The 12,581-nt window shown below is 57.1% G+C and carries 11 protein-coding genes; 3 read left to right on the forward strand and 8 right to left on the reverse strand.

Features of this window, described 5'->3' with window-relative positions; genetic code table 11:
• Window positions 1-30 precede the first annotated feature (30 nt).
• From HZB23_14770 to HZB23_14780, 3 genes are all read right to left on the reverse strand, one after another.
• On the reverse strand, window positions 31-1,158 hold the full coding sequence (locus HZB23_14770) for an ABC transporter permease (protein MBI5845920.1): 1,128 nt from the start codon (window positions 1,156-1,158) through the stop codon (window positions 31-33).
• Window positions 1,159-1,349: 191 nt separating this feature from the next.
• A complete protein-coding gene (locus HZB23_14775; protein ID MBI5845921.1) occupies window positions 1,350-2,483 on the reverse strand; it encodes an ABC transporter permease in 1,134 nt (377 codons plus the stop codon).
• A gap of 2 nt (window positions 2,484-2,485) precedes the next feature.
• Entirely contained in the window at window positions 2,486-4,426 is a 1,941-nt protein-coding gene (locus HZB23_14780; protein MBI5845922.1) for a tetratricopeptide repeat protein, read from the reverse strand.
• 177 nt (window positions 4,427-4,603) lie between these two features.
• Here HZB23_14780 and HZB23_14785 point away from each other — a divergent pair, with 177 nt between their 5' ends.
• Entirely contained in the window at window positions 4,604-5,071 is a 468-nt protein-coding gene (locus HZB23_14785; protein ID MBI5845923.1) for a hypothetical protein, read from the forward strand.
• A gap of 205 nt (window positions 5,072-5,276) precedes the next feature.
• Window positions 5,277-5,930 (forward strand): class I SAM-dependent methyltransferase, encoded by a 654-nt coding sequence (locus HZB23_14790; protein MBI5845924.1) that lies wholly within the window; start codon window positions 5,277-5,279, stop codon window positions 5,928-5,930.
• Window positions 5,931-6,098: 168 nt separating this feature from the next.
• On the opposite strand, the gene HZB23_14795 is transcribed toward HZB23_14790, so the two are convergent.
• From HZB23_14795 to HZB23_14815, 5 genes are all read right to left on the reverse strand, one after another.
• Window positions 6,099-7,475 (reverse strand): FAD-binding protein, encoded by a 1,377-nt coding sequence (locus HZB23_14795; GenBank protein MBI5845925.1) that lies wholly within the window; start codon window positions 7,473-7,475, stop codon window positions 6,099-6,101.
• 211 nt (window positions 7,476-7,686) lie between these two features.
• A complete protein-coding gene (locus HZB23_14800) occupies window positions 7,687-8,793 on the reverse strand; it encodes a DUF362 domain-containing protein (GenBank protein MBI5845926.1) in 1,107 nt (368 codons plus the stop codon).
• A 526-nt stretch (window positions 8,794-9,319) separates the two neighbouring features.
• Window positions 9,320-10,354 carry a DUF2804 domain-containing protein gene (locus HZB23_14805; protein ID MBI5845927.1) on the reverse strand — a complete coding sequence of 345 codons (1,035 nt, stop codon included), beginning with the start codon at window positions 10,352-10,354 and terminating at the stop codon, window positions 9,320-9,322.
• Window positions 10,355-10,394: 40 nt separating this feature from the next.
• Window positions 10,395-11,093, reverse strand: a complete 699-nt coding sequence (locus HZB23_14810; protein MBI5845928.1) for a hydroxyacylglutathione hydrolase — start codon at window positions 11,091-11,093, stop codon at window positions 10,395-10,397.
• A 15-nt stretch (window positions 11,094-11,108) separates the two neighbouring features.
• Window positions 11,109-11,498 carry a sel1 repeat family protein gene (locus tag HZB23_14815; GenBank protein ID MBI5845929.1) on the reverse strand — a complete coding sequence of 130 codons (390 nt, stop codon included), beginning with the start codon at window positions 11,496-11,498 and terminating at the stop codon, window positions 11,109-11,111.
• Window positions 11,499-11,845: 347 nt separating this feature from the next.
• Here HZB23_14815 and HZB23_14820 point away from each other — a divergent pair, with 347 nt between their 5' ends.
• Window positions 11,846-12,418 carry a chalcone isomerase family protein gene (locus tag HZB23_14820; GenBank protein MBI5845930.1) on the forward strand — a complete coding sequence of 191 codons (573 nt, stop codon included), beginning with the start codon at window positions 11,846-11,848 and terminating at the stop codon, window positions 12,416-12,418.
• The last annotated feature ends 163 nt before the right edge of the window (window positions 12,419-12,581 follow it).

The raw sequence follows: 12,581 nt of genomic DNA on the forward strand, positions 1-12,581 counted from the left end.
CCGCTTCTTCAATCTTGAACGGACGTTTTATCAAAGGGTCTTGTGAAATCTGCGAACAGCCATAAATAGGATGAGGGTCCCCAGAATCGCCAGGGCCAGAAGCTCCCTCCACAGGATGTCCGCCCCCACCCCTTTCAGGAATATTCCCCGAAGGATCACCAGGATGTAGCGAAGCGGGTTCACGATGGTCAGAATCTGAACGGGACGCGGCATGTTGGCGATGGGAAACATGAAGCCCGAAAGGAGCATGGCGGGAAAATAAAAGAAAAAGGTGCTCATCATGGCCTGCTGCTGGGTGCGGCTTACGGTGGAGATGAAAAGCCCGATTCCCAGTGTGGTCATGAGGTATAGAATGGCCGAAAAAAGCAGAAGCAGAAGGCTTCCCCTTATGGGAACCTGAAACCAGGCCACGCCCACGACGGTCACCACTATGGCGTCGAAAAGGGCGATGGCCGCGAATGGCGCGGTCTTTCCCAGGATGAACTCGAAGGATGATATGGGGGTCACCATTATCTGTTCTATGGTGCCCGCCTCCTTTTCCCGAACAATGGCCATGCTGGTGAGCATGAGGGTGATGAGGGTGAGCAGGATGGCGATGACGCCCGGAATGAAGAAGTTGCGGCTTTCCAGGTTCTCGTTGAACCAGGCCCTGGTGGACGCCTCAACCCGGCGGGGCTCTATCCTGACTCCGTTTCTGGAAAGGAAGCGCTCAACGATTATTTCCTCGGAATACCTTGCAACAATGCGGCTGCCGTAATCGAAAAGAATGCGGGCCGTGTTGGAATCGGTTCCGTCCACGATGAACTGGAGCATGGCCGTGCGGCCTGCGGCAAGGTCGGCGGAAAAGCCCCTGGGAATCTCGATGACCGCCCGGACCGCGCTTTTGTTCATGAGCCGCGCCACGTCCTTGGGGCTTTGGGCGATTTCCGCAACCCTGAAATACCCGGATTCCGAAAAGCGCGAGACCAGGGTGCGGCTCTGGGGCGAGTTGTCCAGGTCGTAAACCGCCATGTCGGCGTTTTTGACGTCGGTATTGACCGCGTAGCCGAAAAGCAGGAGTTGGATCACCGGCATCACCAGCACCATCTGCTTCATGCGCGGGTCCCGGAGCACCTGGATGAACTCCTTGATGAGCATCCTCTTTATTCGCTCGAACATTTTTCGCCCCTGTAAATCGGTCAGGCCATACATCTGGATATCAAAAGTAAGCTCCATACTTCCGGTAGGTTGGGTGGTTTAAGCCCAAGGGCAGGTTCACCCAACATCTTGCCTCTATTCCGCAATTGTTGGGTGAACCCCGGCCTTTGGCCGGGAACCACCCAACCTACGCAAGGCTTTGTAATGCCTGCTCAAGACAGCTTTTTCTTAAATTTTATGATGCTCAAAAACATCATGAAAAGTCCGAAGATCACCAGGAGGGCCACGTCCAGCCCAAGGATTTCCAGGCCCACGCCCTTCAGGTAAATACCCTTCATCACCGCCACGAAGTACCTTGCCGGAACAAGGTAGGTGACCACCTGGATCACGTGGGGCATGTTGCTGATGGCGTACATGAAGCCGGAAAGCAGGAAGGCCGGCAGGAAGGTGAGAACCATTGAAAACTGGGTGGCCATTAGCTGGTTCTTGGCCGCGATGCTTATGAAAACCCCCATGCATAAAACCCCGGTCAGAAACACCGAGGCGACCCCGAACAGAAGGGCCGCGTTGCCGCGCAATGGCACCCCGAACACGAATTCGCCCATGTAAATGGCGATGGCAACGTCGGTCAAGCCTATGGCGAAATAGGGCACGAGCTTTCCAAGGACCAGTTCCGCAGCCTGTACCGGGGTGGCTATGAGCTGCTCCATGGTTCCGCGCTCCCACTCCCTGGCAACGGTAAGGGAGGTGAGAAGGGCCGCGATCACCATCATGATGACCGCTATAAGGCCCGGAACGATGTAGTTTTTAGACTTCATCTCCTCGTTGAACCAGACCCTGGGGCGGATTTCGAGCGGTGGGGACAGCGGCCTCATTCCCTTTCTGCGGATTTCGGCTGAAAGCACGTCCTGGGAAAAGGTGCGCACGATTACGTCCGCGTAACCGATGGCGATGGTGGCGGTGTTGGAGTCGCTTCCGTCCACAATTATCTGCACGTGGGCCGTGCGCCCCTGGGCCAGGCGCTTCGGAAAGTCGGAGTCTATCACCATGCCCATCATGGCGGCTCCGGTGTCTATGGCCCTTTCAAGCTCCGCGTGGCTCCACACCATGCCTTTTAAGCTGAAATAGTTGGAGCCGGTGAACCGGGAGATGAAATCCCGGCTCTGGGCCGTCTGGGACCTGTCCCACACCACCAGGGGCACGTGGTCAACATCCAGGGTTAAGGCGTAGCCGAAAAGAACCAAGAGCAGCATGGGAATGGCCACTGCCATGCCGAGGCTACGGGGGTCCCGGATAACGTGAAGAAATTCCTTGAAGGCCACGGCCTTTGTTCGCCTGAAGTTCACCTCTATGGAGCCTTTCCGTTGGAATCGGGCAGGACGAAGTTTTTCACCGCCGGGCTTTCCGGGGCAAGGGCTCTGGCCTGGACCAGAAATTTTTCCGCGTCTTCCGTCCTGCCAAGGCTGTATAGCGCCCTGGCCAGGTTCAGCCTGCTTTCAATACGTCCGGGATCGAGCTCAAGCGCCCGCATGAGGGGCCTAAGGGCGTCCACCGGCCTTCCCGAAGCAGCCAGGGCCGCGCCAAGGTTGGAAAGGGCTGTAGCCCAATCCGGCTCCATCATAACGGCCTTTTCGAAAAATTCCACCGCCCTTTCCGGGCGGCCGCTCGCCATGAAAACGTTTCCGAGGTTCGAGAGGGCCATGGCCCTTTCCGTCTTTTTTATCACCGGCGAGGGGCTTTCAACAACCTTGGCGAACTGGTCCACCGCTTCCTGAAGCCTGCCCTTTTTTGTGAGAATGCTCCCTAAGTTGATGCGGGCGACGGCGAAATCAGGGTACAGGTTTATGGCCTTCCGGTAAAGGCTTATGGCTTTTTCCGTCTCTCCCCGTCCCTCCGCGATTTTGGCCAGGGCCGCCCAGGCTCTTGCGCTTTTGGGCGCGACCGAGAGGGTGGCCGTCCATATGGCTTCCTCGCTGGCGTAATCCGCGTTGCGATGGAAGGTGGCCGAGCCCAGAACCACCGCGATGGCCGCGCCCAATGCAGCGCAGGTTTTTCCGGAAGCTCCGGCGTGTTTGAGAAAAAGGTAAGCCGCCGTCATGGTCAGGGCCAAAATGGCCGCCAGGGGAAGGTAGGCGCGGTGCTCCTCGGCCACCAGGAAAAGGGGCAGGATGCTGGACGTGGGCGCCAGGAGCAGGAAAAAGAGGCTTGCCGCAAGGCCCGCCGCCCGGCGCTTCAAGGTGAAAAAAGCCCCGGCGAAAAATGGAGCCGCCAGGGCTGCGGCGAAGAAGAGCTTGACCGGCAAGGCCGAATCGAAAAGGTTTCCGGTGGAAATTCCGTGCTGGCCGTAGTCGAAGCATAGCCCAAAGGGAAAAATCGCCAGCCTGATGTAATGCCAGATGACGCGCGGCTGGAAAAGGAAGTGGTCGAGGCCCGAAAAGGCCGCGTTTCCCCCGTAGGCGTGCCCCGCCGTCTGGCCCGACAGGACAAGGGCGGCCAGAAGGCCAAGGCCCACAAGATAGCCCAGGTAGCGCCGGGGGGACCGGGAAAGAATCCGTGAGGGGCCTTTTCCGGTGACCGTCCACTCGTAGAGGATAACCGCAAAAGGTGCGGTTACCAGGGTTTCCTTGGACCCCACCCCCAAAATGAAGGCGGCGACCGAAACCGCGCCCCACCAGTGACTGCTTTTTTCCGAAGCGCCCGGTTCGACGCTCCGGGCCGCCCCGTAAAGGGTGGCGAGGTAAAAGAGCGCGGCCAGGGATTCCAGGCGCTGGGTTATGTAGGTCACGGCCTGGGTTGTAAGGGGATGCGCCAGCCAGGTCAGGGCGCAGAAAAAGGCCAGCCAGCGGGCCTCGTTTTCGGAAAACGTATATTTGTCGGCGGTGGACCGGCCAGGGGCCGGAAAAATGCGGCCAAGGAGACCGAAAAGCACCAGGCCGGACAACACGTGGATCAGAAGATTTACCGCGTGGTAGCTCCAGACTGAAGTTCCTGAAATCGCATGGTTTACGGCAAAGGTGAAGGCGGTGACCGGGCGGCCCGCAAGCCCTGTTCCGACTGAGCCCGTGTTGGGCCACCAGGGCGGCCACAGGCGCTCCATTCCGGGGTTTTTCACCAGGTTCCAGGCGTCGTCCAGGAGCATGGGAACCGAAAAGCTGTTTGACCAGGCGAGGATGGCCAAAAGGGGGAAGGCGAAAAGGGCGAAGGAGGGGAAGCGCCAGCCGACCTTTCCGGGCTCCCTGGGCGGCTTTCCGCCGCGTTCCCCGCCAAGTTCTGAATTTCCGCCTTCCACGTCTTGCGCCCCTTTTGAGGGAGGGTGTCCGGTTTTCGATTTTTTTTATGTTAGCCCGGCATCTATCCGCTTGCAAGAGTGGGCTTCGATGTTGTATTTTTTCCGCACGTAAAAAACCCCTGCGGCGGGCATTTGGCCGCGACCCTGGAAACGCAACCTGTATACAAGGAGCCAGCCATGTCTTTCAAGGTCAACATTGACGTAACCAAGGAAATCACCCTGTCCTGCGATTTTGACACAGCCTTTGAAATTTTTTCCAACGTGCGGGAAATGGCGGAATTTTTTCCCGACGTGGACAAACTGGAGGATATGGGCGGCAATGCCTGGAAATGGACCATGAAAAGCGTGGGCATCTCGAAATATTCCATGGCTGTCCAGTACGCCGCCAAGTACGTGTTCAACAAGGACGAGTGCTGGATACGCTGGAGCCCTGTCATGGGCATAGGAAACGGCGTCAACTCAGGCTCGGCCAAAATCAGGAAGGCCGGTCCCAAGACCACGGTGGTTGATTTCGCCACCTCCCTGGAACTCGAAATCCCCTTTTCAAGCCTTGCCAAGCCCATCCTGAAGCCCTTTGTGGAGAGCCAGTTCACCGCCACCCTGGAGAAGTTCGAGCAGAACGTAATCAATGGCGTCAGGGGATAGACTTTCATACCTGGGAGCAGTGTCGTCTTGTCAGTATTGTGCGCCCTGGCGCGTCAGTTAGTTCCATTTTTAAAGGCAGCGGCCCTATTTCGTCATTCCGGCGTAGGCCGGAATCCAGTTTTTGGCTGTTTGCAGGCTATCCCTGGACCCCGGCTTCCGCCGGGGTGACGGATAACCCATCATAAAAGATGTCGGAAGCCTAGAAATGAACACCCTTGACCAACAGGCGGAGTACTGGGACCGGGTGGCGATTGAAAAGACCTTCACCCATCCCCTTAATATGGCTCTTGTCGCGTCCTTCCTGCCTAATGATTCAAGGATTCTGGACTACGGCTGCGGCTACGGCAGGCTTGCCGCCCAGTTGCGGGAAGCCGGTTACGAAAAGGCGGTGGGGCTCGACGTCTCGCCGCGCATGATCGAACGGGGCTTTCAGGAGTTCCCAGGCCTCGATCTGCGGGTGACCTCCGGCCCGCCCCTGCCCTTTCCGGACGAATCCTTCGACCTGGTTCTGCTTTTCGCGGTTCTGACCTCGATTCCCAGCGACGCGGGGCAAACGGAGCTTGTGGCGGAGATCAAACGGGTTCTGGCTCCGGGCGGCTTCATCTACGCCAGCGACTACCCCCTGCAGGACGACGAAAAAAACCTCGCCCGCTACCGGGAAAACAAGGAAAAATTCGGGAGATACGGGGTATTTGAACTCTCGGACGGCGGGGTGATGCGCCACCACGACAAAGCCTGGATGGACGGGCTTTTTGCCGGATTCGACGCAACGGATCAAAAGGAAATTTCGGTAAGCACCATGAACGGAAGCTCCGCCACGGCTTTTCAGTTTTTCGGGAAAAAGAAGGAGCGCCCCTGACAACCTGTTGAAAACGACCGGACGTGAAGCCTGGATATCAATTTCGATATCCGCGATGAAATGCCAAGGCTGGCGAAAAGCCATAAGAGCCAAGCGTACCACAGGTACGTGGCGGAATTGCCTTTGATGCCTGACACAGCAGTTCGCGTTTTTAGACAGGCTGTTAAATCAAAAAATCTTCCCCGGATTCATTATGTTGTTCGGGTCGAAAAGGGCCTTTATTCCCTTCATTAGCGCCATCTCCGCAGGGCCTATTTCCTTGGAAAGCCAGGGGGCCTTGGTGAGGCCCACCCCGTGCTCGCCCGAAAGGGTGCCCCCAAGGGCTAAGGTGTAATCGAAAATCTCGTCAACGGCCTTTTCCGCTTTTGCCGAAAGCGCCGCGTCAGCCTTGTCGTACATTACGTTTACGTGCATGTTGCCGTCCCCGGCGTGACCGAAGGTGACGAGGCTCAAACCGTCGCGCTTCCGTATTTCCTCTATTTTTGAAATCATGTCCGGGATTTTGGTGCGCGGAACCACGATGTCCTCGTTGAGCTTGTTGGGCCCAAGTGCGAACATGGCCGGGGACAGGGATTTGCGGGCCTTCCACAAAAGCGCGGCCTCCTCCTTGTTATCGGCGGGTATCACCCTTTTCGCCCCGGTTTTTTCGCACACGGCGGCGGCGGCCTTGGCCTGGGCGTCTGCGGAATCCGGGTCGCCGTCCACTTCCAGCAGAAGCACCGCCCCGGCGTCCGTGGGAAGCCCTGTTTTAAGGTGGGTTTCGGCGCAGGCCAGGGCGGCCCTGTCCATGTACTCCACCGCCCTGCATATTATGCCCGCACCGAAAAGGGCCGCCACCGTACGGGCAGCGTCCCGTATGTCGTCGTAAATCGCGCACAGGGTGCGCACAGCCGCCGGAAGGGGCAGGAGCCGGACGGTAAGGCCCGTTATCACGGCAAGGGTACCCTCGGAGCCCACCAGGAGACGCGTGAGATCGTAGCCCACAACACCCTTGGCGGTGACCACCCCGGTTTTTATCACCGCTCCGCCCGGAATCACCGCCGTAAGGCCAAGCACGTAATCCCGCGTCACCCCGTACTTCACGGCCCTTGGGCCGCCCGCGCATTCGGCGGCGTTGCCCCCCATGGTTGAATAGGCTGCGGAGCCGGGATCCGGCGGATAGAAAAGCCCCTTTGCCTCAACTGCGGCCTGGAACTTTCCGGTTATCACCCCCGGCTCGACACGCGCGATGAGGTTTTCCGTGTCGATTTCAAGGATTTTGTCCATGCCCGAAAGAACCAGGGCCACCCCCTCGTTCAAGGCGATGGAACCGCCCGTCATGCCGGTTCCCGCGCCCCTGGGGGTGACCGGAACCCTTCGCTCGTGGCAAAGGGCCATGATGCGGGAGACCTCCTCCGTTGTCGCGGCAAAGGCCACCGCCCCCGGAAGGCCCTCGCGGCCCGTGGCGTCGGTGGCGTAGGGAATCCTCTCCTCAGGGCGGGTGAGGCAGCGATCCCTGCCCACGATTTTGGCAAGGTCCTTTAAAAACGATTCGGGCAGGGGCATTAGGATATGCTTCCGTCTATTTTAAATTCGTTGAAAACTTGAATCGACAGGCTGACATAAAACGATGAGCCGCAAGGCGTGCGAGAAAGCCAATGAGTCAAGCGTACCCGCCCAAGAAATCGCAGAGTTCTTGGGCTATATTTGGATGTTCGTACGTGACGGAATTGGCTTTCTCGCAGAACACTGCCGGATCGCGTTTTAGGGCAGCCTGTTACAAGGTGATGAGGTTGTATTCCGTGCTCCCCAGGCCGATTTCCTCGCCGTAGTTCAACTGGATGTCGCCCTTGGTGTAGCTCCAAAGGCCCGCGAACTTGTCCGCGCCCGGCTCCAGGTTCTTGTGCAAATGCGAGCCCGCGATTCCGGCCTTCTGGTTGATGAGGTCCACCGAGGCCTTGTCCAGGGCCACCGGGTCGTGGGACGCCAGAATTCCAACGTCGGCCACGATGGGGGTGTCGCTCCAGGGGATGCAGTCGCAGTCCGGGGTCACGTTCATAACGAAATTTATGAAACCCACCCTGCCCCGCTTTCCGGTTATCGCGCCCAAGGCGTATTCCGTCATGCGCTCCATGAACTCCGGGATGTCGGTTGCCCAGTCAAGGTCAATGCACTTTTCCGGGCACACGGTAACGCACTCTCCGCAGCCTATGCAGCGGCACTTGTCGATTTCGCTCTTGCCGTCCGTCACCACGGCGGCCCCTGCCGGACAGACCTCCTCGCAGCTTCCGCAGCCCACGCACTTGTCCTGGTTCACGTAAAAACGGGCCGAGTGCTGCTCCTTTTTTCCGGCAGCCGGAGCGCAGCCCATGGCCAGATTTTTTATGGCCCCGCCGAAGCCAGCCAGCTCGTGGCCCTTGACGTGCGAGAGAACGATCATGGAATTTGCCGAAACAATGTCCCGGGCGATTTTTACCGCAGAAAAGCGCCTGCCCGGAATCTGCACGTCCACCATGCTTTCGCCCTTTAAGCCGTCGGCGATGATGACGGGGGCTCCCACCACGGAAAACGCGAACCCGTGCTCGGTGGCCGTGATTATGTGGTCAACTGCGTTCTTGCGGCTTCCGGTGTAGAGGGTTCCGGTGTCGGTGAGAAAGGGCCTTGCCCCGGCGTCCTTGATCTTATCCACGACCGCCCGCACAAAGGAGGGCTGAATGTGGGTGTGGTTGCCCCTCTCGCCGAAGTGGAGCTTGACCGCCGTGAGATCGCCCTTTTTGAGAACTTCCGCCAATCCTGCCTTGTCGAACAGGCGCTTGATCTTGTTTGTGGCGTTTTCCTTGAAGCTTCTGCTGCGAAAATCCACGAACCATACATCTGATGCCATGACGGCCTCCTTTCTGGCGGTGAAAATGTCGGATTGCTATTTACGTTTTAATTTATGCTTCCTTTTACGCTTTGATATGATTTCATTCATAAGGTTGTCTCTCCTTATTTTTTGGTCTCTTTTTTCTTTCCTTTCATCCATTTTATATAATATGAAAGAAGATAAACATAATAAACATATAAGTATGGAAAGTGTCCCTGCTATTGGCGAGAGAAGAAATTTCATCACAAATTTGGAGTGGCTATAGTTGGGTATTTTTAAATACGGGATTCCAAAACCGACATTTGCAATATAGTAATAAGAAAAATATGTGGAAAGAATCACAATAAGAATAAATGCAAGCATCATACAAGACATTATCCAATTAAATTTCATGGAATTGTTCCAGTTGCAAGTTATGTAGATGTTGCATAAAGGCCTTTAGAACTCGTCTACACAATAAGCGCCCGATGTAAAATTATATACGATAGCTTGGCAGGCTGGTGGTTTTGCCAGTCGGGCGGAACCACCAGTCTGCCGTTTTCCCTTACCAAAGCGCCCGGTGGAATTCCGACACTCCGTGAACATTATCGAGTTTCACCGGCTCGCCGCCGGGGGGTGTGAGGGTGCCGGAATAGGAGCCGAAAAACTGGCGGAACCAGGTTTTAAGAAGCACTGCGTTCACCTTTTCCGAGCGCTCGCCCAAGGGGGTGAAGGTCAGATCCACGGTTCCGGCCTCGTCCCACAGATGCCAGGGCTTGTAGGGCTCCTGGGCCGAGAACTCGAAGATCACCCGGCTTACCCGGCTGCGCTTGCCCACGCCCGCCCAGAAGGCGTTCTCGGAGAAAAAGGCCTCGTTGGTCAGCGCCGCGAAATTGGCCCCCACGGGAATTTCGGCCCCTGAGGGGTTTTTTCCGAAGCCCGAAAACGCCGCCCAGTACCAGTTGGTTTCACGCCTTAAGTATCCGCCCGACCAGTCGTAGAGAATGGTCACCTGGCTGGGGTCCTCCACAAGCTCCTTACCGTTTAACTTCACGGAAATCGCGTCGCACAGGATGGGCGCGGCCTTTTCGGTGAAGGTGAACCGGAAGGGCTCGGAGGGGTTCAGAACCCGCAAAGGCGTCTGCACGTCAAGGCCGTAGCGGGCCGAAAGGGAGACCGCCAGCTTTCCCGAAAAATTCGCCTCCGCTGAAAGGGTCTTGTTTGCGTGGCTCTTGGAAAGATTCAGAAACGATCCGCCCTTCTTGAATTTTATGGCGTACTCGTCGGGGTTGGCCGGTAAATCAAGGAACATGTTCCCGGGGTTTTTGGCGTCGTATTGCGCCACCAGGCCCTTGCCGAACTGGTAGACGTAGGCGAAGACGGTGTTTAAGTAGCCTAAGCGCACGGCTGCGAAGCCCACGAAGTAATCGCCGAACGAAATTCCCAGGTAGTTGAAGGCGTGAAAGGCCCAGCGTTTGCGAAACCCGCCGATTTCCTTGCCGAAAAAATTCCAGAGCCGGAAGTCTTCGGAGTTGAAGTTCACCGGCTCGTCGAACACGCCGTAGTTCACCCTGTTGTCCGGCCCGATTATGCTTTTCATGTTGTTTTCCCCTTCAAAAGAATCCGTAACGCCTTAATTTTCAGTATAATTCCATAACCGATTTGAACCGTTCAAGCTCGGTTTCCCGGGCCAGTCCCTTTTGTTCCAGAAGCTCCACCATGTCGGGCTCGTTGAACCGCATGTAGGGGTTCACCAGGAGTTCCTCGGCAATGGTTGAGCAAACCCTGGCCGGGTCGTATTTCGCCTTCATTTCATCTATGTGAGGATTAGCGGGAGTCAGAATCCGGGCAAAGGTGAGGGACGCGGCCACGTAGTCGTGACCGGCCCAGACCACCGTTTCGGGCGGCAGGGCCATGAGGAGCGCAACCGAGCGGTAAAAGGCGTCAAGGTCGCCCGAAAAGCAGTTGCCCACGGTGAAGTTGAACAGGGTGTCGCCGGAGACGAGGTTGCTCCCGGCCAGAAAGCAGAGGCTGTCATCCGTGTGGCCTGGGGTTTCCAGCACCTTTACCACCGAGTTTCCCACCATAACGATTCCGGCCCGCACAAGCTGGTCACGGCTCATGAGCCGCGCGCCGGTTTCGGCGCAGAGCCTTCCCGTTCCGGCTGTGTGGTCTGCGTGATTGTGGGTGTGGAAGGCGGAAACCAGCGAGATGCCCTTTTCCTCAACGTAACGGGCAATATCACGCACCGCGCCGCCGTCCACGGCAACGGCCCTGTCCCCGTCAACCAGCAGATACCCAAGGTTGTCGGAACTGTATCTGAATTGCACAACTTCCATCGAAGTCCTTCCGGGTCAGGCTTTTTCCGGTTTCCAGTTTTCCGCCCTACCTTCAGCAAGGGCGATTTCTTCGGCGTTCATGAGGGAGCGCAGCTTTTCCACGGTCTTGTCAAGCCCTCCAGCGCCCAGTTTCCGGGCCGAAAGAAACCAGAAAAGGGCCTCGATCCGGTCCTTCAAGACGCCGTAGCCGTTTCCGTGAAGCACACCGAGCCGGGCCATTGCCGAAAGCTCGCCCTTTCCGGCGGCTTTCCGGTACCACCGGGCGGCCTCGGCCATGTTTTTGGGAACGGCTTGGCCGGTTTCGTAGAACTGGCCCAGTTTGTACATGGCTTCAGGGTTTCCCTGCGCGGCCCAGACCCGGAACTGGGACACGGCCTGTGCGTATGCGTGGGCCTGATTCTTCATGGCTTGCTCCTTCCCGCCCGATTAAACCAAAACCGTGCGCCCTTGTCGAGAAAAACCGGGCGGAATGAACGCAGCCTCAAATACCGTTGACAATACCCCCATCGGGGTGATATTTTTTCCAGGATTCGGAATCGCGCTAAATAACGGGTGATTACGGTCGGAGGCGGCCAGGGTCAAAAGTGATTTGCCTCACACTGGCTAGATGAATGAAACTTCATTAAAAAATAATCATTAACATGCATGGAGAAATCCGTGTAAAATATGTCGCGTTAGCCGGGTCCGGGCAGGGGCGTGCCTGGTGCGGGGGCGTTGAGGAACCTGACAAAAACAGCGGGAGGACGAAGGTCATGCGGAAAATTCTTGCGGTGGTGGTTCTGGTTTGTTTTCTTGCAGCCCCGGCTCTGGCCAGGGAAGTTGGCGGCGTAACGGTTCCCGATTCAATCTCGGCCGGTGGAAAATCACTGGTTCTGAACGGAAGCGGCGTGCGCAAAAAATTCGGCGTGGTGAAGGTTTACGCCGGGGCTCTTTATCTTGGCCAGAAAAGTTCCGATGCTGACAAGATCCTTGCCTCCGACGAGCCCATGGCGCTGGTCATGGCCTGGATCAAGGACGGCGTGGAAAAGGCCGATGTTTCCAAGGCCTGGCACGAGGGATTCGCACGGGCCATGAATGGCAACACCGCGCCCTTGAAGGCCCAGATCGAGACCTTCGACGGCTGCTTTCCGGCGGTCTACAAGAAAAAGGACGTGTACAAGTTCATCTACGAGCCGGGCGTCGGCACCACTGTCGAGATCAATGGCCAGAAAAAGACCGTGATTCCCGGCCTTGCCTTCAAAAAGGCCCTTTTCGGCAACTACCTTGGATCAACGGGCAAGGACGGCGGGCTGGCGACCCTCAAGACCGGCCTGCTTGGAAAGTAACAGCCCGTCTAAAAACGCGAATCGCTGTGTCAGGCTTCGAAGCGCGGGTCGGTCATATACGAACAGTATTATTCCTCCCCGCGCTTCTCGCCAACCTTCGCGCTTCATCGCCATTATTTAAACTGGTATCCAGGCTGTCCATTCGGCCCTTTTTCAATCCGAA

This window comes from Deltaproteobacteria bacterium (assembly GCA_016235345.1).
GTDB lineage: Bacteria > Desulfobacterota > Desulfobacteria > Desulfobacterales > Desulfatibacillaceae > JACRLG01.